We start from the raw sequence: 21083 nt of genomic DNA, 5'->3' as shown, positions 1-21083 counted from the left end.
CAAGGGGACCTCACGCTGATTTCAAGCAGCACATGAGAACAGGTCGCCTCGGATGCCTCCGAGGAATGTTGGGAGCGACCCTTGTGCGCCCCCGGGTGTTCACTTAACCTCGCAGCAACATCGAAGCGCTTCGACTGGAAATCTCCGTTGCAGGGGTCGGAGGATCCGCTTCAGCTCAGCCAGTTCCACTCGAGACACCACAGCCGACGGCCACCGCCGGGTGTCCTGGTGCGCCACGAAGGGTTGACGCAATGACGCCGAACGCCGCTTCCGCCTCTTCCGGCTCCTCCGGCCCGAGCCGGAGAAGCTTCCTCGCCTCCACGGCGGTCGCCACCGCAGCGGTGGCGGGAGGGCTGCCGCTGCTCTCCGCCTGCGGCGGCTCGGACAGCGGCTCGCGCGACGGCACCACCTCCGGCAAGGACGCCAAGAAGATCCTGCCGACGTACGTCGCCGGCAACGTGGTGACGCCCGACATCCCCTCCAAGAACGGTTCCCCGGTCGGCTTCACCAGCAAGCTGGATCTGGCGACCTTGAAGACCTCGGTGCCGAAGAAGCTCGGCAAGGGCGGCAAGGTCACCGTCATGTCGCCGTTCTGGGGCTCCCCTCCCAAGGGCGACAACGCCTACTACACCGGGATGAACGACCTCATCGGCGTGGACGTGGTCTGGCAGAACCAGGACGGCAACACCTACGACCAGAAGCTCGGCGCGGTCCTCGCCTCCAGCGACGTACCGGACGTGGTGGTCGTCCCCGGCTGGAACATGAACGGCAAGATACCCAGCGCGATCATCAGCAAGTTCGCCGACCTCGGCCCCTACCTCTCCGGCGACGCGGTCAAGGACTACCCGAACCTCGCCGCCATCCCCACGGACGCCTGGCAGCGCTCCATCTTCGGCGGCAAACTGCGCGGCCTGCCGATGCCCCAGTCGTACGTCACCGGCATCGTGCCCCTGTACCGCAAGGACATCTTCGACAAGGAGGGGTACGCAACACCGCGCTCGGCGGACGAGTTCCTGGCCCTGGCCAAGGACATCACCAACGCCAAGGCCAAGCGGTGGGCCTGTCTGGACATGAAGTGGACCGCCTGGCAGATGTTCGGCGTGTTCTCCGGCAGCGAGAAGCCGCTCGGCTGGAACCTCGTCGACGGCAAGCTGATCAACCGCATCGAGACCGACGAGTACCTCGAGGCCCTGGAGTGGACCCGCAAGCTCTTCGCCGCGGGCGTGGTGCACCCCGACGGCAAGCTCGGCAAGACGGCGCCCGATCCCGGCCCCAAGTTCGCGGCCGGCGAGTTCCTCATCTACTCCAACAACATCAGCCAGTGGTGGGGCCGCACCGCAGAACAGGCCACCCAGAACCCGGAGTTCAAGATCTGGGGCATGGACGTCTACGGGCACGACGGCGGCGACCCCTCCCTGTGGGCCGAACAGCCCGCCGGCATCTTCGCCTTCGTCAACAAGAAGGCGTCCGAGTCGGTCGTCCGTGACGTGCTGGCCGTCGCCAACGTCACCGCCGCGCCGTACGGCACCAAGGAGTACATGATGACCAACTACGGCGTGGAGGGCACCCACTACACCGTCAAGGACGGCGTCCCGGTCAAGACCGACAAGGGCAACAACGAGGTCCTGAACGCCTACGTCATGGTCGCGAGCCCCGCGGCCACCCTGGCGCACCCCGACTTCCCCGAGGTCGCCAAGGCGCAGGTCGAGTGGCAGCAGCGGATGGGCGGCTTCACCAGGAAGTCCTCCTTCTACGGCATGCAGATCACCGAGCCCGCCCGCTACACCAACCTCTCCAACGACTTCGAGCAGCTCGAGGACGACATCACCCGCGGCCGCAAGAAGATCAGCGACATGCAGCAGGCCGTCTCCGACTGGAAGAGCAAGGGCGGCGACGCCCTGCGCGACTGGTACAAGAAGCTGCTCGACGACAACGGCACGGCGACGAGCTGAAATCCGGCACCGAGGCAAGGAGAACGGCCGTGTCCCACAGCACGGTGCCTCGCAGCGGGACCGAGGCAGACGAGACGGCGAGGACCGCGGTGGCGTCGGACGGCGTCACCGGCTCCCGGGAGAAGCCCTCCGCGGGAAGACCGGGTCTGCGCCTGCGGTTCCGACGCGACCGCGTCCTGCTCCTGATGACCCTGCCGGCCGTCGCGCTGGTGCTGCTCTTCAACTACGTACCGATCCTGGGCAACGTCGTCGCGTTCCAGGACTACGACCCGTACATCAGCGACAACGGCATCGTCTCCATGCTGCACAGCCCCTGGGTGGGCCTGGAGAACTTCCGGCGCATCTTCGAGGACTCCGCGTTCCGCGGCGCGGTCACCAACACCCTCGTGCTGTTCTTCCTGCAACTGGTGCTGTACTTCCCGATCCCCATCCTCCTCGCGCTGCTCATCAACAGCGTGGTCAGGCCGCGGGTGCGGGCGCTGTCGCAGGCGATCCTGTACCTGCCGCACTTCTTCTCGTGGGTGCTGGTCATCGCGGTGTTCCAACAGCTCTTCGGCGGCGCGGGCATCCTCTCCCAGCTGCTGCGCCAGCACGGCTACGACGGTCTCGACATCATGACCGACCCCGAGACCTTCAAGTACCTGATCACCGCACAGAGCGTGTGGAAGGACGCCGGCTGGGGGATCATCGTCTTCCTCGCCGCGTTGTCCTCCGTCCCGACGGACCTGTACGAGGCCGCCGCGATGGACGGCGCCGGACGCCGGCGCCGCATGTGGCACGTGACGCTCCCGGCGCTGCGCCCGGTGATCGCGCTACTGCTGGTGCTGCGCGTCGGCGACGCGCTGACCGTGGGCTTCGAACAGATCCTGCTCCAGCGCGACGCCGTGGGACCGGGCGCCTCGGAGGTCCTCGACACCTTCGTCTGGTGGAACGGCGTGCGCAACCAGGACTTCGGCTACGCGGCCGCCGCCGGGCTGGTCAAGGGCGTCGTCAGCCTCGGGCTGGTCCTCGCCGCGAACAAGGTGGCCCATCTCATGGGCGAGCAGGGGGTGTACAAGAAATGAGCACGGTGCTGGAGAAGAAGACCCGTCCGTGGTCCGCCCCGCCCCGGCCGGCCTGGGAGGAGGAGCCCAGCAGGGCGGGGGTGGCGGGCAAGGGGCTGGTCCTCGCGCTGGCTTGCCTCGGGATCCTCTTCCCGATCTGGATCGTCGTCGTCACCAGCCTGTCCTCCCGCCGGACCATCGACCGGGCGGGCGGCCTGGTGATGATCCCCAAGGGCGTCACCTTCGTCGCCTACCGGGAGCTGCTGAGCGGCGGGCAGGTGACACGGGCCGCGGTGATCAGCGTCCTCATCACCCTGGTCGGCACCCTGTTCTCGATGGCGGTGTCCGTCCTGTGCGCCTACGGCCTCTCGCGCTCGGGCTCACTGGGACACCGCTGGCTGCTGCTGCTCCTGCTGGCCACGATGTTCTTCAGCGCCGGTCTGATCCCGACCTACCTGCTGGTCCAGTCGCTCGGGCTGACCGACACCTATCTGGCGCTGATCCTGCCCAGCGCGGTCAGCGTCTTCAACATCCTCGTGCTGCGGGGCTTCTTCATGGGCATCTCGCAGGAACTGATCGACAGCGCCCGGATCGACGGGGCCGGGGACGTCCGGATCCTCTGGCAGATCGTCATGCCGCTGTCGCGGGCGGTGCTGGCCGTCATCACGCTGTTCTACGCGGTGGGGTACTGGAGCGCCTGGTTCAACGCGTCCCTGTACCTCAACGACCAGGACATGATGCCGCTGCAGAACGTCATGATCCAGCTGGTGCAGAAGCAGGAGGCGCCGGTCGGGCTGGGACAGGCCATCAAGACCGGTGAGCTGTCGGGACTGGCCGTGCAGATGGCGGTGATGGTGATGGCGTTGCTGCCGGTGGCCGTCCTGTCCCCGTTCGTCCAGAAGCACTTCAAGAAGGGGATGCTGACGGGGGCGGTCAAGGGCTGAGCCCCGGGTGCGGGTGCGGGTGCAGGTGCGGGTCCGGGTGCGCGGGGGCTGATCGCGTGGTTCCCCGCGCCCCCCGAGAGACCCCGCGCACCCCGCCGGCGCAGGCGAGTGCACCCCCACAGCACCCCACAGCACCCCACATCCACCCCTCCGACTCCCCCGAGGTCCCCCCCATGCCCGTCACCCGCCGCACCGTCCTCGCCGGTACCGCAGCCGCCGCGGCCCTCGCCGCCCTTCCCGCCGGTCAGGCGGCCGCGGTCCCCGAAGCCGGCTGCGCCTACCGCTGGCGCAACGCCGTCATCGGCGGCACCGGATTCATCACCGGTGTCCTTTTCCACCCTTCCGTCCGGGGCCTCGCCTACGCCCGTACGGACATCGGCGGCGCCTACCGCTGGGACGACCGGGCCGCCCGCTGGACGCCGCTCACCGACCACCTCGGCTGGGACGACTGGAACCTCCTCGGGGTGGAGGCCCTCGCCGTGGACCCCGCTCACCCGGACCGCCTCTACCTGGCCCTCGGCGCCTACACCCAGTCCTGGGCCGGCAACGGCGCGCTCCTGCGCTCCGAGGACCGCGGCGCCACCTGGACGCGCACCGACCTCACCGTGAAGCTCGGCGCCAACGAGGACGGCCGGGGCGCGGGGGAGCGGCTGCTGGTGGACCCGCGGGACAGCGACACCCTGTGGCTGGGCACCCGGCACGACGGGCTCCTCGTCTCGACCGACCGGGGGGCCGGCTGGACAGCCGCGGGCGGCTTCCCCGGTACCCCCACCGCCACCGGCCAGGGCGTCACCCTCCTGGTCGCCGCCGGCCGCACCCTCTACGCGGGCTGGGGCGACTCCGACGGCACCGCCGGGTCCACGAACCTCTACCGCACCACCGACGGCAGCACCTGGGAGGCCGTCCCCGGGCAGCCGGCCGGCACCTCCGCCAAGGTCCCGGTCCGCGCCGCGTACGACCGCCACGCCCGCGAGCTGTACGTGACGTACGCCGACGCGCCCGGCCCCAACGGTCAGTCCGACGGCAGCGTGCACAAGCTGGCGACGACGACCGGCACCTGGACCGAGGTCACCCCGGTCCGGCCGGGCGGCAGCGACACCTTCGGCTACGGCGGCGTCGCCGTGGACGCCCGTCGCCCCGGCACCGCCGTCGTCTCCACCAACAACCGCTGGGCGGCGGTCGACACCCTGTACCGCACGACCGACGGCGGCCGCACCTGGACGTCCCTGAAGGACGCCGCCGTGTTCGACGTGTCCGAGACCCCGTTCCTGAAATGGGGCGAGGACCGGCCGAAGTTCGGCTGGTGGATCCAGGCCGTGGCCGTCGACCCGTACGACTCCCGGCACGTCCTCTACGGCACCGGCGCCACCCTCTACGGCACCCGCGACCTCGCTCACTGGGCCCCGCGGACCCGCGGCCTGGAGGAGACGTCCGTGCGCCACCTGATCTCGCCCCCGGCCGGGGAGGCCCACCTGATCAGCGGCCTCGGGGACATCGGCGTGATGTACCACGAGCGGCTCACCGCGTCTCCGTCGCGCGGCATGGCCACGAACCCCGTGTCCGGGTCGGCGACGGGACTCGCGCAGGCCGCGGCGAGACCGTCCTACGTGGTCCGCAGCGGCTGGGGCGACCACGGCAACGGGGCGTACTCGACCGACGGCGGGCGGACCTGGGCGCCCTTCGGGGGACAGCCCGCCCTCGCCAAGGACGCTCCGGGGCCGATCGCCGCCAACGCCGACGGCAGTGTGCTGCTGTGGTCCTTCGTGCACGGGGACGGCACGAAGTACGCCGCTCACCGCTCCACGGACAACGGCACGACCTGGTCCGAGGTCCCCTCCTTCCCCAAGGGCGCCACGCCGGTCGCCGACCCGGCCGACCCGACGCGCTTCTACGCGTACGACTCCGACAGCGGAACCGTGCTCGCCAGCACGGACGGCGGCCGCACGTTCACGGTCCGCGCGACCGGGCTGCCGGCCGGAGACAGCCAGTTCAAGCTGGTCGCCGCCCCCGGCCGGTCCGGTGACCTGTGGCTCTGCACCAAGGGGAACGGCCTCCACCGGTCCACCGACGGCGGCGCCACGTTCGCCCGGGTGGCCGGGTGCCGGGCCTCGTACACCCTCGGCTTCGGCAAGGCCGCCCCGGGCGCCGACTACCCGGCGATCTACCAGGTCGGCTCGACGGACGCGATCACCGCCGTCCACCGCTCCGACGACACTGCGAAGACCTGGGTGCGCATCAACGACGACCGCCACCAGTGGGGCTGGACCGGCGAGGTCGTCGTCGGTGATCCACGGGTGTACGGCCGGGTCTACCTCGCCACCAACGGACGCGGTATCCAGTACGGCGAGCCCGTCCGATGAGCACCGGCGGCAGGCCGACCCTCGCCGACGTCACCCGGGGCCGCGTCCTCTTCGGCGGCGACTACAACCCCGAGCAGTGGCCCGAGGAGACCTGGCCCGAGGACGCCCGGCTGATGCGCGAGGCCGGCGTCACCTCCGTCACCGTCGGCGTCTTCTCCTGGGCCACGCTCGAACCCCGGCCCGGGGCCCGCGAGTTCGGCTGGCTCGACCGGCTCATGGACCTCCTGCACGCGCACGGCGTCGGGGTGGTCCTCGCCACCCCCACCTCCTCCCCGCCGCCCTGGCTCGGCCGGCTCCACCCGGACTCCCTGCCCGTCACCGAGGACGGCCGGACCGAGTGGTGGGGCGGCCGGCAGCACTTCTCCCACTCCAGCGCCGCCTACCGCGGCCACGCCGCCGCCATCACCGAGGCCCTCGCCGCCCGCTACGCCGGCCACCCCGCCCTCACCATGTGGCACATCAACAACGAGTACTGCACGGCCGACTTCGGCGACGAGGCCGCCGCCCGCTTCCGCCGCTGGCTGCGTACGAGGTACGGCACCCTGGACGCGCTCAACACCGCCTGGGGCACCGCCTTCTGGAGCCAGGGCCACCACAGCTGGGACACCGTCCTGCCGCCCCGCACCCCGCACTACCTGAAGAACCCGACCCAGGTGCTCGACTTCCGGCGCTTCACCTCCGACATGCTCCTGGAGTGCTACACCGCCGAGCGGGACATCGTCGCCCGGCACACCCCGCACATCCCGGTCACCACGAACTTCATGCCGCTGTTCCCCGGACAGGACGGCTGGCGCTGGGCGGAGGAGGAGGACGTCGTCTCCGTCGACCTCTACCCCGACCCCAGGGACCCGCTCGGCGCGCAGCACGGCGCCCTCGTGCAGGACCTCACCCGCTCCCAGGCGCGCGGTCCCTGGATGCTGATGGAACAGGCGGCCGGCCCCGTCAACTGGCGCGGGGTGAACCACCCCAAGCCGCGCGGCCTCAACCGCCTGTGGTCCTTCCAGGCCGTCGCCCGGGGCGCGGACGCCGTCTGCTACTTCCAGTGGCGCCAGTCCCGCCAGGGCGCCGAGAAGTTCCACTCCGGCATGCTCGGCCACGCGGGGGAGCGGGGCCGCACCTTCCAGGAGGTCAAACGGCTCGGCGCGGAACTCGCCGCGATCGGCCCCGCGGTGTCCGGCAGCCGCCTGCACGCCGACATCGCGATCCTCCACGACTGGGACGCCTGGTGGGCCTCCGCCCAGGAGGGCCGCCCCTCCGCCCACGTCGACCACGCCGCCGTCCTGCACGCCTGGCACCGCGCCCTGTGGGAGGCCGGGTTCGCCACCGACTTCGCCCACCCCGCGCACGACCTCACCCGCTACCGGCTCGTGGTCGTCCCCCAGCTGTACGCGCTGACCGACCCGGCCGTCGACAACCTGCTCGCCCACGTCCGGGCCGGCGGCACCCTGGTCTCGGGTTTCCTCACCGGTGTCGCCGACGAGGACGACCGGATCCGCCCCGGCGGCATGGACCCCCGGCTGCGCGACCTGTTCGGCATCCGCGTCCTGCACGAGTGGTGGCCGCTGGAGCCCGGGGAGACCGTCCCCTGCGACGGCTTCCTGGGGACCCTGTGGTCGGAGGAGCTGGAGGCCGAGCCGGGCGCGGTCGAGGCCCGCTACACCGGCGGCGAGCTGGACGGCTTCCCCGCCGTCCTGCGCCGCGACCGCGCCTGGTACGTCTCCACCCTCCCCGAGCCCGCCGCCCTGCGCGCGCTGACGACCCGTATCGCCGCCGCGGCCGGGGTCCGCCCGGTCCTCGACGGGCTGCCGGACCGGGTCGAGGCCGTGCGCCGAGGTGAGCTGCTGTTCCTCCTCAACCACCGCCGTGAGCCGGTCACCGTCGGCGTCCCGGGCACCCACACCGACCTGCTCACCGGAGACAAGGCCGAGGGGCGGGTACGCCTGGACCGCCACGGCGTGATGGTGTTGCGCCCATGACGGTCACGCACGGCTCCTGGGAGCCGACCCCCGCCGCCCGCTGGGAGGACGCCTTCCTCAGCGGCAACGGCCACCACGGCACCCTCGCGTTCGGCGATCCGGACGACGACCGGGTCATCGTCACCCATCACACCCTGGTCCGCCCCAACGGCGCCGAACACGCCCGCCCGCCCGAGCTGGCCGCCGAACTCCCCGCTCTCCAGGACCGGTTGCTCGCCGGCGACCTCACGGCCGCGGAATCCTTCACCGACCACCGCCCCCTCCAGTGGGTCCAGCCCTTCCACCCCGCCTTCCAGATCCGGCTGCGCCGGTCCGCCCCGGCCACCCCGGCCGAACCGCCCCACTACCGCCGCGGCGTCGACTTCACGACCGGCGAGACCACCGCCACCTGCGGGGACTGGACCAGCAAGGTCTTCGTCTCCCGCGCCGACGACGTGATCGTCCAGCACATCACCGCCCCTGACCTGGACATCTCCCTCGACCACCGGCTCCCCGGCGCGCCCCCCGGCCTCGCCGTCGGCCACGGAGAGGCCCTCACCCCGGGCGGTGCCCTGCTCTCCCTGCGCGTCCGCTACCCCGACAGCGACCGCGCCTACACCGGGGTCACCCTCGTCGCCGTCACCGGCGGCAGCGTCTCCCTCACCCTCCCCGGGGTGCGGATCACCGGCGCCGCGTCCGTCCTCCTCCTCACCCGGGTGCGCCGCCACACCGGCGACCTCGACGTCACCGCGGAGCAGCGCGGCCTGGCGGCCCTGCCGGACTCCTACGAGGACCTCCTCGACCGGCATCTCGCCCTGCACCGCACCGCCTACGAACGCGTCAGCCTCGATCTGCGCGCCGACCCCGACGAGCGTGCCCTCCCCGGCTCCGAGCTGCTCCGACGCCCCCGCAGCACGGCGCTCCTGGAGCGCCTCTTCGCCGCCGGCCGCTACCACCTGCTGTCCTCGTCCGGCCTCAACCCGCCCCGCCTGACGGGCCTGTGGACCGGCGACTGGGACACCGCCTGGTCCGGCGCGTTCACCAACGACGCCAACCTCAACCTGCAGACCTCCTCAGCCGCGGCGGCGGCCCTCCCCGAGGTCACCGACGCGCTCGCCTCCCTCATCCACCGGCAGCTCGACGACTGGCGGGAGAACGCCCGCGCGGTCTTCGGCGCCCGGGGCGTGGTGGCGCCCGCCCACACCGACGGCGAGTCCGGGCTGGCGTACCACTTCGAACGCGAGTACCCGCTGCACCTGTGGACGGCCGGTGCCGACTGGCTGCTCAAGCCCCTCGTCGACCACGACGAGACCCGGGGCGTCCACGACCCGCGCACCACCGCCGCCCTCGCCGAGGTCGCCCGCTTCTACGAGTCCTTCCTGACCAGGCAGGACGAGGACGGCACTCTCGTGATCGTCCCCTCCTACTCACCCGAGAACCGCCCCGCCAACGCGAGCTGGGGCGCGCTCGACGCCGCCATGGACCTCTCGGCGGCACGGCACGCCCTGCTCACCGCGGCCGACCGCCACCCGGCCGAGGCCGCCCGCTGGCGTGCCCTCGCCGACCGCCTCCCCCCGCACCGGGTCAACGCCGACGGCGCCCTCGCCGAGTGGGCGAGGCCGGGCCTCGAGGACACCTACGACCACCGCCACCTCAGCCACCTCTACGGAGTCTGGCCGCTCGACGAGATCACCCCGTACGACACCCCGGAGCTCGCGGCCGCCGCCCACCGCGCGCTCGCCCTGCGCGGCGCCGAGAACGACTCCGCGCACGGCCACCTCCACCACGCCCTGATCGCGGCCCGGCTGCGCGACGGCCGGCACGTCGCCCACGCCCTCGACCAGGTCCTGGACGGCGACTTCTTCCACGCCTCGCTGATGAGCGCCCACTACCCCCACCGCGACGTCTACAACGCGGACGCCGCGCACACCCTGCCCGCCGTGCTGATCGAGGCCCTCGTGCACTCCACCCCCGACCGGCTGGTGCTCTTCCCGGCCCGGCCGGCCGCGCTCCCGGCTGGCGAACTGCGGGGCCTGCGCACCCGGTTCGGCGCCGTACTCGACCTGTCCTGGGGACCCGGCGGCGCCACGGCGGTCCTCCGGCCCACCCGCAGCCACCGCATCGACGTCCGGACTTCCGCCGGCGACGCCCAGCCGCTCGACCTGATCGCCGGCGAAGAACACGTCCTCACCCCGGGGACGTGGTAACTCCGCGCACCTCCCCCCACCCATGGAAGGGACACCATGGCACCACGCACGCTCGGCAGGGTCGCCAAGGCCCTGATCGCCCCCACCCTGGCCCTCGGCGCGACCGTCGCCCTCGCCTCGGCCCCCGCCTCGGCCGCCGTCTGGAACTCCTGCGACCGGTGGGGCAACACCGGCCTCAACGGCTACACGCTCTACAACAACATCTGGGGCTCCGGCGCAGGCAGCCAGTGCGTCTGGGCCAACTCCGGCACCAACTGGGGAGTCTGGGCCAACCACCCCAACACCGGCGGCATCAAGTCCTACCCCGACGCCAAGAAGGTGATCAACAAGTCGATCACCTCCCTCGGCTCGCTCTCCAGCAGTTACAACGTCACGGTCCCCGCGTCCGGCGCGTACAACACGTCGTACGACATCTGGGACACGGACCACGACTACGAGATCATGCTCTGGGTCAACTACAACGGCGCCGTCGGTCCCCTCGGCACCTCGCAGGGCAATGTCACCCTCGGCGGCCACACCTGGACCGTCTACAAGGGCAGCAACGGCGCGAACCAGGTGTTCTCGTTCCTGCGCACCTCGGACTCGTCGTCCGGCACCGTGAACATCCTGCCGATCCTGAAATGGATCAAGGACACCAAGGGCTGGTTCGGCAACGAGACCATCGGTGACGTGCAGTTCGGGTACGAGATCACCTCGTCCTCGGGCGGCCTCGACTTCGTCACCAACAACCTGACCGTCAGCAGCAGCTGACGGACCGGCGGGCCGGGGCCGGCGCCGGGGCTCTCACGCCCGGTCGACCTCGGCCCGCAGCGCGTTGTAGTCGGCGAACGCGGTGTCGACGTCGGCCCGGGTCAGGCCGTAGCGGGCCAGGTCGTAGCGGTGCGGCCGGGTGCCCTTGGGGCGCGCCGCGACCGCGGGCAGCCGGGCCGCGTCGGCCTCGGTCCAGCGGGCGCCGATCGCGTCGTAGAGCTTGGGAGCGCCCGCCGCCGGGTCGGCGCCCAGCCAGGAGTAGGGCACGTCGATCAGCGCCCCGCGGGGGACCGCGGAGCGGGCGGCGAGCCCCCGGGTCATGGAGCGGCTCAGCAGCTCCAGCCAGGTCCTGCCGAGGTCGTGCAGGTCCAGCGGGCGCACGGTGATCGCCATGCCGTGCTCGATCAGACTGCAGAACGAGGGCACCACGTCGGCCGGATCACGGTGGGTCCACACGATCGTCGCGTCCGGGAACACCGACAGCAGCGCGTCCAGGTTCTCGGTGTGCAGCGGCGACTTCAGCACCCAGCGGCGGCGCGGACGGCCGTACTGGAGCACCTGGTAGATCTGCTTGAGGTAGGCGTAGTCCGGCCGGAAGTCCCGCTCGTAGTGCCGGTCCCGGTACGCGGGGATCCGGGCCTGGGACAGCGGCATGATCGTGTGGGGGAGGGCGAAGGTGCACTCCTCGGGGCCCTCGGCGGCCATCGGATGGATGTCGCGGTAGCGCGGGGAGAACAGGTTGATCGCGCCGACCAGTCCGCGTGCCGCCGCCACCGCCCGCCTGCGCTGCCGCGCGCTCCCCTGGAGGTCCAGCGTGAGCAGCTCCCAGAGGCGGGGACATCGGTGCTGCTCGGAGAGGGACAGCACACCGTGGGTGAGGGTGGTGGCGGTGCGCGGCAGACCGACCACGAACACGGGCCGTTCGACCGGCTCCCGGACGATCCCGGGGTGCTCGGCGATCAGCCGCCGGATGCGGGCGCGGTTGGCGAGGTGCCGGCGCACATGGCCCTGGGCCGACGACCAGCCGACCGGGGTGAGGCGCTCGTCCCGGGCCCAGTGGCGCAGCAGGAACCGGAACTCGGCGGAGAACACCGCGTCCACCGGCCCGGCCGAGGCGGCCAGCCGGTCGAAGGCCCGGTCCGGGCTGCGGCGCGAGGCGAACCCCGGCCGCAGCAGCTGGTGGGCGAGGGTGAGGGCGAGGGGAGGCGCGGACATGGGGCACACCCTTTCGTGGCGCTGGAGGGGCAGCGGAAAGCCGGCTGGACGCCGACGGAACGCCAGCCCTCTACCCCACCAACTCCCTTTTGCCACACGGGTGTTCGCGCGTTACGACGGTGATTCGGCCACCGGCAGCCGAGCTCCGTCGCGCAGGAACAGCGGGATCCGGTCCAGCGGCGCGTCGACCGTCACGGACCTGCCGCCCGCGTACGGGTCACCCGTCCACGCGTCCGTCCAGCGCGCCCCCGCCGGAAGGTACGCCGTGCGCTCCCTGGCCCCCGCCTCCAGCACCGGGGCGACCAGCAGGTCCCGGCCGAACAGGTAGGAGTCGTCGACCGGCCAGGCCGCCGGGTCGTCCGGGAACTCCAGGAACAGCGGCCGCATCGGCGGCAGCCCCTCCTCGTGGGCCTCCCGCATGACGTCGAGGACGTACGGCTTGAGCCGCTCGCGCAGCCGCAGGTACTTCTCCAGGACCGTGCCCGCCTCCTCGCCGTACGACCACACCTCGTTCGGGCCGCCGGTCATGTCCGGCCCGAGCGGCATGCCCGGGTCGCGGAACCCGTGCAGCCGCATCAGCGGGGACAGCGCCCCGAACTGGAACCAGCGGACCATCACCTCGCGGTACGCCGGGTCGTCCGGGTCGCCGCCGTGGAAGCCGCCGATGTCCGTGTTCCACCAGGGGATGCCCGACAGCGCGGTGTTGAGGCCGGCCGCGATCTGCCGTCGCAGGGTCGGGAAGTCGGTGCCGATGTCACCCGACCACAGGGCCGCGCCCCAGCGCTGACTGCCCGCCCACGCCGACCGGTTGAGCGTGACGACCTCTTCGCCCTCGGCGCGCAGGCCCTCGTAGAAGGTACGGGCGTTCTCCGCCGGGTAGAGGTTGCCGACCTCCAGACCGGGACCCGCCCAGTAGCGCAGGTTCTCCTGGAAGCCCGGCTTCAGCTCCGGTTCGCAGGCGTCCAGCCAGAAGGCCGTGATGCCGTACGGCAGCAGGTAGTTGTCCCGGACGCGCGACCACACGAACTCCCGGGCCTCCGGGTTCGTCGCGTCGTAGAACGCCACCTGGACCGTGGAGGCGACCTCCTTGTCCGGCCAGTCGGCGTGCGCCAGCGGCCCGTACTGGGTGCCGATGAAGTGGCCGCGCTGCTCCATCAGCTGGTGGTTCTCGCTCAGCGGCGACACCGAAGGCCACACGCTCACCACCAGCTTGATGCCCAGCTCGGCCAACTCCCGTACCAGGCCTGCCGGGTCGGGCCACTCCGTCAGGTCGAACCGCCAGTCCCCGAGGTGCGTCCAGTGGAAGAAGTCGCAGACGATCGCGGAGATCGGCAGGCCCCGGCGCTTGTACTCGCGGGCCACGGCGAGGAGTTCGTCCTGGGTGCGGTAGCGCAGCTTGCACTGCCAGAAGCCCGCCGCCCACTCCGGCAGCATCGGCGTGCGGCCCGTGACCGCGCTGTAGCGGCGCTGCCCGTCGGCCGGGGTGCCCGCCGTGATCCAGTAGTCGATCTGCCGGGCGGAGTCGGCCACCCAGCGGGTGCCGTTGCCGGCCAGCTCCACCCGGCCGATCGCCGGGTTGTTCCACAGCAGGGTGTAGCCGCGGCTGGACGACAGCACCGGGATGCCGACCTCGGCGTTGCGCTGCACCAGGTCCAGGACCAGCCCCTTCTGGTCGAACCGCCCGTGCTGGTGCTGGCCGAGCCCGTACAGCTTCTCGTCCTCGTACGCGGCGAACCGCTGCTCCAGCCGGTGGTACCCGTTGCCGACGGCCGTGTAGAGCCGCGAGCCGGGCCACCAGAAGTGGGCGCGCTCCTCGGCCAGCACCTCGCCGCCGTCGTCGGTGCGCAGGAAGCGGATCAGGCCCTCGGCGTCGACCTCGACGGTGAGCCCGCCGACGGTCAGCACCCCCCGCCCGTCCTCGGTCTTGATCGTGTACGGCGTCGGCGGCGCCGCGTCCAGCAGGGCGCCCGGCAGTCCGTCGAGCACGGGACCGCCGAGCCGGGCGCGGACCCGGACCGCGTCCGGCCCCCACGGCTCGATCCGGAGGGTCTCCTGGCGGCCGCTCCACTCCAGCGCGCCGTCCCGCTCGCGGAAGGTGCCGACGGTGGGGGAGGACTGCGCGAGGCTGAGCGTGCCCTGCGGGGGCTGGGTTTCGGCAGGCTGATTCACGAGGGGGCTCCTGTGCTCCTGGAGGAGTGCGGACATGGGGGTGCCCTGGCGTGGCACAACGGGGAGGGGAGAGCGGGGGAGACCTCAGTGCGCGGCCGGGCCGGTGCTCGCCCGGACCGTCAACGCCGGTTCGATCAGCACGACGTCGTCCGTCCCCCGGTCGTCGAGCTTGGCCACCAGACGCTCCACGGCGTGCCGGCCCATCTCCTGGGCGGGGATGGCGACCGAGGTCAGCCGCACCGAGGCCTGGACGGCGACCTGCTCGGGGCAGATCGCGACCACGGAGACGTCCTCGGGGACGGCCCGGCCCTGCTGGCGCAGCAGGGCGAGCAGGGGTTCGACCGCCGATTCGTTCTGCACGACGAACCCGGTCGTGCCCGGGCGTTCGTCCAGGATCCGGGCCAGGGTCACGGCCATCGCGTCGTACCCGCCCTCACAGGGGCGGTGCAGCAGCCGTACCCCCGTCTCCCGGGCGCGGGAGCGCAGTCCGTCGAGCGTGCGCTCGGCGAAGCCGGTGTGTCGCTCGTACACCGCGGGCGCCTCGCCGATGACGGCGACGTCGCGGTGGCCGAGCGCGGCCAGATGCTCCACGCACAGGGCGCCGGTCGCCGTGAAGTCGAGGTCGACACAGGTCAGACCGGTGGTGTCGGCGGGCAGTCCGATCAGTACCGAGGGCCGGTCCGTCTGCCGCAGCAGCGGCAGCCGTTCGTCGTCGAGCTGGACGTCCATCAGGATCATGGCGTCGGCGAGACCGCTGCCGGTGACCCGCCGCACCGCGTCGGGGCCCTCCTCGCCGGTGAGCAGCAGCACGTCGTAGCCGTGGGTGCGGGCCGTGGTGGCCACCGCGATGGCGATCTCCATCATCACCGGCACGTACATGTCGGTGCGCAGCGGGACCATCAGCGCGATGATGTTCGACCTGCTGCTGGCCAGCGCCCGCGCGCCCGCGTTCGGGTGGTAGCCCAGCTCGCGGATGCTCCGCTCGACCCGCTGCCGGGTGGTCGTGGAGATGGACCGCTTGCCACTGAGGACATAGCTCACCGTGCTCGCCGAGACTCCGGCGTGCTGGGCGACCTCGGCGAGGGTGACCATCCAGCTCTCCAAGCTTTGTGAAGCGCTTCGACAGTGCGCAGGGTGAACAAGAGGGGATGAGGGTGGTTCGACAGTAGCCCCAGCGGAGGTGGGTGTCCATAGGCTGTCGAAGCGCTTCGACAACGAGTTGCGGGCACCCCGTGAAGCGAGAGTACGGCCTCTTTTCCGCCCCGCCGCGACGGGGGCGACGGCCCGGACGGCTTCCCCCGGGCACTCGTACGGCGCACGCCCCCCGCACCGGAGTCTCCCGGTGCACGGGCGGCCCGGACGCCGGGCCGCCCGCCGTCGCCCTCGGCCGGGACAGGCCCATGGGGGCACGCGAAGGGTGGCGGGGTCGTCCCGGATCGGGTACCAACGATCGAGTAGCACCCATCGGTAACCGATGTGGTCCATGATCCCGATTCGCGGCGAGGTGAGCCTCTTGTCCGCACCACCCCTGAAGAAACCCACCGTCACCGAGCGTGAGGCACGCCAGGTGGCGGAGGCCGCCCGGGAACAGGACTGGCGCAAGCCCAGCTTCGCCAAGGAACTGTTCCTGGGCCGGTTCCGCCTGGACCTGATCCACCCCCATCCGCTCCCCACCGACGAGGCCGTCCGGCGCGGCGAGCAGTTCCTCACCAAGCTCCGCGCGTTCTGCGAGACGCGGATCGACGGGGCGCTGATCGAGCGCGAGGCCCGGATCCCCGACGAGGTCGTCAGCGGCCTCAAGGAACTCGGCGCCCTCGGCATGAAGATCGACCCCAAGTACGGCGGTCTCGGCCTCACCCAGGTCTACTACAACAAGGCGCTGGCCCTGGTCGGCTCGGCCAGCCCCGCCGTCGGCGTGCTGCTCTCGGCCCACCAGTCGATCGGCGTCCCGCAGCCGCTGAAGATGTTCGGCACCCCCGAGCAGAAGCAGGCCTTCCTGCCGCGCTGCGCCACCACGGCGATCAGCGCCTTCCTGCTCACCGAGCCCGACGTCGGCTCCGACCCGGCCCGGCTCGCCACCAGCGCGGTGCCCGACGGGGACGACTACGTCCTCGACGGCGTCAAGCTGTGGACGACCAACGGCGTCGTCGCCGACCTCCTGGTCGTGATGGCCCGCGTCCCGAGGAGCGAGGGCCACCCCGGCGGCATCTCCGCCTTCGTCGTGGAGAGCGACTCGCCCGGCATCACCGTGGAGAACCGCAACGCGTTCATGGGCCTGCGCGGCATCGAGAACGGCGTCACCCGCTTCCACCGGGTCAGGGTCCCCGCCGCGAACCGCATCGGCCCCGAGGGCGCCGGGCTCAAGATCGCCCTCACCACCCTCAACACCGGCCGGCTCTCCCTGCCCGCGTCCTGCGTCGCCGCAGGCAAGTGGTCGCTGAAGATCGCCCGTGAATGGTCCACGGCCCGCGAGCAGTGGGGCAAGCCGATCGCCGACCACGAGGCGGTCGGCTCGAAGATCAGCTTCATCGCCGCCACCACCTTCGCCCTGGAGGCGGTGCTCGACCTGTCGTCCCAGATGGCCGACGAGGACCGCAACGACATCCGCATCGAGGGCGCGCTGGCCAAGCTCTTCGCCTCCGAGATGGGCTGGCGGATGGCCGACGAACTCATCCAGATCCGCGGCGGCCGCGGCTTCGAGACGGCCGACTCGCTCAGGGCCCGCGGCGAACGGGCGGTCCCCGCCGAACAGCTCCTGCGCGACCTGCGCATCAACCGCATCTTCGAGGGCTCCACGGAGATCATGCACCTCCTCATCGCCCGCGAGGCCGTCGACGCCCACCTCTCCGTCGCCGGCGACCTCATCGACCCCGAGAAGTCCCTCCAGGACAAGGCCAGGGCGGGCGCCAACGCCGGCGTCTTCTACGCCAAGTGGCTCCCCAAGCTGGTCGCCGGCCCGGGCCAGCTGCCGTCGTCGTACACCGGCTTCAAGTACGGCGGCGTCGACCTCTCCGCGCATCTGCGGTTCGTCGAACGGCACGCCCGCAAGCTCGCCCGCTCCACCTTCTACGCCATGTCCCGCTGGCAGGGCCGGATGGAGACCAAGCAGGGCTTCCTCGGCCGGATCGTCGACATCGGCGCGGAACTCTTCGCGATGAGCGCGGCGTGTGTCCGCGCCGAACTGCTGCGCACCCGCGGCGAACACGGCCGTGAGGCCTACCGCCTCGCCGACGCCTTCTGCCGCCAGTCCCGGCTGCGCGTCGACGACCTCTTCACCCGCCTGTGGAGCAACACCGACGACGCCGACCGCAAGGTCGTCAAGGACGTCCTCGCGGGCGCCCACACCTGGCTGGAGGAGGGCGTCGTCGACCCCTCGGGCGACGGCCCGTGGATCGCCGACACCACACCGGGCCCCAGCGAACGGGAGAACGTCCACCGCCGCATCGGGTGACGGACCGGGCCCCGGCCGGCCGGCCGCCCACGCAGCCGACCGTCCGGGTCGTCCGGATCTGCCGGACCGTCCGGGGTCGCCCGGGCCGTCCGGACCGTCCGAGGCCATCCGGGCCATCCGGGCCATCCAGGCCGTCCGGGTCTGCCGGGCCGTCCGGGGTCGTCCGGGCCGTCCGGGTCTGCCGGGCCGTCCGGGGGCGTCCGGGGCGTCCGGGGCGTCCGGGCCATCCGGGCCGTCCGGGGCCGTCCGGGTTCGTTCGGGCCGTCCGAGTTCGTCCGCGTCGTGCGGACACCCTCCGGTCCCGGTGACCCATGGGCGTGACGGCTCGCGGGCCAGGCAACAATGGGGGGATGAGCGTTCCAGCCCCCCTCGCCGACCCTCATCTCGTCTACGACCCCGTCGCGGGCGACGGCCCCAAGGACGTGGTGATCCTCGGCGCCACCGGATCGATCGGCACCCAGGCCGTCGACCTCGTGCTGCGCAACCCCGACCGGTTCCGGGTCACCGGCCTGTCCGCCAACGGCGGCCGGGTCGCCCTCCTGGCCGAGCAGGCCCGCCGGCTGCGGGTGCGGACCGTCGCGGTCGCCCGCGAGGACGCCGTACCGGCCCTGCGCGAGGCGCTCGCCGCCGCGTACGGCGCCTCGGAGCCGCTCCCCGAGATCCTCGCCGGACCGGACGCCGCCACGCATCTCGCCGCCTCCGACTGCCACACCGTCCTCAACGGCATCACGGGCTCCATCGGCCTCGCGCCCACCCTCGCCGCCCTGGAGGCGGGCCGCGCCCTCGCGCTCGCCAACAAGGAGTCGCTCATCGTCGGCGGCCCGCTGGTCAAGGCACTGGCCGAGCCCGGCCAGATCATCCCGGTGGACTCCGAGCACGCCGCCCTCTTCCAGGCCCTCGCCGCCGGCACCCGCGCCGACGTGCGCAAGCTGGTCGTCACCGCCTCCGGCGGCCCCTTCCGCGGCCGCACCCGGGCCGAGCTGGCGCAGGTGACCGTCGAGGACGCCCTCGCCCACCCCACCTGGTCGATGGGCCCGGTCATCACGATCAACTCCGCGACCCTCGTCAACAAGGGACTGGAGGTCATCGAGGCCCACCTCCTCTACGACATTCCCTTCTCGCGGATTGAGGTGGTCGTGCACCCGCAGTCGTATGTCCACTCGATGGTTGAGTTCACGGACGGATCGACACTGGCCCAGGCGACGCCCCCCGACATGCGCGGGCCCATCGCCATCGGCCTCGGCTGGCCGCAGCGCGTCCCCGCCGCCGCGCCCGCCTTCGACTGGAGCACGGCGTCCACCTGGGAGTTCTTCCCGCTCGACAACGAGGCCTTCCCCTCGGTGAACCTCGCCCGGCACGTGGGCGAGCTCGCCGGGACGGCCCCGGCGGTGTTCAATGCCGCCAACGAGGAGTGCGTGGAGGCCTTCCGCGCCGGCGCACTGCCGTTCAACGGGATCATGGAGACCGTGACCAGGGTCGTCGAGGAACACGGCACCCCGGCCACGGGAACTTCACTCACCGTGTCGGACGTCCTCGAAGCGGAGACCTGGGCACGCGCCCGGGCACAGGAACTGACGGCGCAGACGGCGGAGGCCCGTGCATGACGACCCTGATGTTCATCCTCGGGATTCTGGTCTTCTTCGTGGGCCTGCTCTTCTCGATCGCCTGGCACGAGCTGGGCCACCTGTCCACGGCGAAGATGTTCGGCATCCGCGTGCCCCAGTACATGGTCGGCTTCGGCCCGACCCTCTGGTCGCGCCGGAAGGGCGACACCGAGTACGGCATCAAGGCCATCCCGCTCGGCGGCTACATCCGCATGATCGGCATGTTCCCGCCCGGTGAGGACGGCCGGGTCACCGCCCGCTCCACCTCCCCCTGGCGCGGCATGATCGAGGACGCCCGCTCGGCCGCCTTCGAGGAGCTCCAGCCCGGCGACGAGAAGCGCATGTTCTACACGCGCAAGCCGTGGAAGCGCGTCATCGTCATGTTCGCCGGCCCCTTCATGAACCTGATCCTCGCGGTCGGACTGTTCCTCACCGTGCTCATGGGCTTCGGCATCCAGCAGGAGACCACCAACGTCGCCTCCGTCTCCCCCTGCGTCATCGCGCAGAGCGAGAACCGCGACACCTGCAAGAGCACCGACAAGCCCTCCCCGGCCGAGGCGGCGGGGCTGAAGAAGGGCGACAGGATCGTCTCCTTCGACGGCGTCTCCACCGCCAAGTGGGACACGCTCTCCGACCTCATCCGCGACAGCGCCGGCAAGACCGTGGCGATCGTCGTCGAACGCGGTGGCAAGGACGTCACCCTGCACGCCACCATCGCCACCAACCAGGTCGCCAAGAAGGACTCCAGCGGCGCCTACGTCCAGGGCCAGTACGTCAAGGCCGGCTTCCTCGGCTTCAGCGCCGCCACCGGCGTCGTCAAGCAGGACTTCGGCGACTCCGTGACCTGGATGACCGACCACGTCGGCGACGCGGTCGACTCCCTCGTCGCCCTGCCCGGCAAGATCCCCGCCCTGTGGAACGCGACCTTCGGCGACGCCCCCCGCGAGCCCGACTCCCCGATGGGCATCGTCGGCGCCGCCCGCGTCACCGGCGAGATCGCCACCCTGGACATCCCTGCCTCGCAGCAGCTGGCGATGGCCGTGTTCGTGGTCGCCGGCTTCAACCTCTCCCTGTTCCTGTTCAACATGCTCCCGCTGCTCCCGCTCGACGGCGGGCACATCGCGGGCGCCCTGTGGGAGTCGCTGCGCCGCAACCTCGCGCGCGTGCTGCGCCGCCCGGACCCGGGCCCGTTCGACGTGGCGAAGCTGATGCCCGTGGCCTACGTGGTGGCCGGCATCTTCGTCTGCTTCACGATCCTGGTGCTGATCGCGGACGTCGTTAACCCGGTGCGCATCTCGTAGTCGGCATCCGTTCGCGGCGGCCCGGCACCCTGTGTCCCGGGCCGCCTTCGATTGAGTGGGTTTGGCGGCCCGGGATGTGCTCGCGCCCGGGCCCGTGCCGTAATCTCGAAGCCTGGAACCCGCCATCGACGG

The 21083-nt window shown here is 71.8% G+C and carries 13 protein-coding genes; 10 read left to right on the top strand and 3 right to left on the bottom strand.

Annotation, left to right across the window (positions count from 1 at the left end; all coding sequences use genetic code 11):
* The first annotated feature begins 251 nt into the window (after positions 1-251).
* The 7 genes from U5640_RS10860 (at position 252) to U5640_RS10830 (ending at position 11211) form a co-directional block, all read left to right on the top strand.
* On the top strand, positions 252-1952 hold the full coding sequence (locus U5640_RS10860; RefSeq protein ID WP_340375582.1) for an extracellular solute-binding protein: 1701 nt from the start codon (positions 252-254) through the stop codon (positions 1950-1952).
* A gap of 29 nt (positions 1953-1981) precedes the next feature.
* Positions 1982-3016 carry an ABC transporter permease subunit gene (locus U5640_RS10855; RefSeq protein WP_340375581.1) on the top strand — a complete coding sequence of 345 codons (1035 nt, stop codon included), beginning with the start codon at positions 1982-1984 and terminating at the stop codon, positions 3014-3016.
* Entirely contained in the window at positions 3013-3939 is a 927-nt protein-coding gene (locus U5640_RS10850; RefSeq protein ID WP_340375580.1) for a carbohydrate ABC transporter permease, read from the top strand. The genes U5640_RS10855 and U5640_RS10850 overlap by 4 nt, the downstream gene beginning before the upstream one ends.
* Positions 3940-4112: 173 nt before the next feature.
* Complete coding sequence (locus tag U5640_RS10845; RefSeq protein WP_340375579.1) at positions 4113-6299, top strand: 1,4-beta-glucanase; 2187 nt, start codon at positions 4113-4115, stop codon at positions 6297-6299.
* Positions 6296-8275 carry a beta-galactosidase gene (locus U5640_RS10840; RefSeq protein WP_340375578.1) on the top strand — a complete coding sequence of 660 codons (1980 nt, stop codon included), beginning with the start codon at positions 6296-6298 and terminating at the stop codon, positions 8273-8275. The genes U5640_RS10845 and U5640_RS10840 overlap by 4 nt, the downstream gene beginning before the upstream one ends.
* On the top strand, positions 8272-10461 hold the full coding sequence (locus U5640_RS10835) for a glycoside hydrolase N-terminal domain-containing protein (protein ID WP_340375577.1): 2190 nt from the start codon (positions 8272-8274) through the stop codon (positions 10459-10461). Before U5640_RS10840 ends, U5640_RS10835 begins: the two co-directional genes overlap by 4 nt.
* 36 nt (positions 10462-10497) lie before the next feature.
* Positions 10498-11211: a hypothetical protein gene (locus tag U5640_RS10830; protein ID WP_340375576.1), complete on the top strand. Its 714-nt coding sequence runs from the start codon at positions 10498-10500 to the stop codon at positions 11209-11211.
* 33 nt (positions 11212-11244) lie between these two features.
* Here the strand turns inward: U5640_RS10830 and U5640_RS10825 are convergent, their stop codons facing one another.
* The 3 genes from U5640_RS10825 to U5640_RS10815 form a co-directional block, all read right to left on the bottom strand.
* A complete protein-coding gene (locus tag U5640_RS10825; RefSeq protein ID WP_340375575.1) occupies positions 11245-12426 on the bottom strand; it encodes a sulfotransferase in 1182 nt (393 codons plus the stop codon).
* A 111-nt stretch (positions 12427-12537) separates the two neighbouring features.
* Positions 12538-14595, bottom strand: coding sequence for a TIM-barrel domain-containing protein (locus U5640_RS10820; protein WP_340375574.1), 2058 nt, complete (start codon positions 14593-14595; stop codon positions 12538-12540).
* Positions 14596-14679: 84 nt separating this feature from the next.
* Positions 14680-15687, bottom strand: a complete 1008-nt coding sequence (locus U5640_RS10815) for a LacI family DNA-binding transcriptional regulator (protein WP_340375573.1) — start codon at positions 15685-15687, stop codon at positions 14680-14682.
* A 382-nt stretch (positions 15688-16069) separates the two neighbouring features.
* On the opposite strand from U5640_RS10815, the gene U5640_RS10810 reads away from it, so the two are divergent.
* The 3 genes from U5640_RS10810 to U5640_RS10800 all read left to right on the top strand — a co-directional run bounded on the left by U5640_RS10810 (position 16070) and on the right by U5640_RS10800 (position 20951).
* Positions 16070-18046, top strand: a complete 1977-nt coding sequence (locus U5640_RS10810; RefSeq protein WP_340375572.1) for an acyl-CoA dehydrogenase family protein — start codon at positions 16070-16072, stop codon at positions 18044-18046.
* A gap of 350 nt (positions 18047-18396) precedes the next feature.
* Entirely contained in the window at positions 18397-19650 is a 1254-nt protein-coding gene (dxr, locus tag U5640_RS10805; RefSeq protein ID WP_340375571.1) for a 1-deoxy-D-xylulose-5-phosphate reductoisomerase, read from the top strand.
* Entirely contained in the window at positions 19647-20951 is a 1305-nt protein-coding gene (locus U5640_RS10800; RefSeq protein ID WP_340375570.1) for a site-2 protease family protein, read from the top strand. The genes dxr and U5640_RS10800 overlap by 4 nt, the downstream gene beginning before the upstream one ends.
* Positions 20952-21083: the final 132 nt, after the last annotated feature.

It is taken from the genome of Streptomyces sp. SS7, assembly GCF_037993025.1.
In the GTDB taxonomy this organism is placed as follows: Bacteria; Actinomycetota; Actinomycetes; order Streptomycetales; family Streptomycetaceae; genus Streptomyces.
Note: the sequence above shows the minus strand (reverse complement) of the source record. Positions and strands in the feature narration are given on the sequence as shown.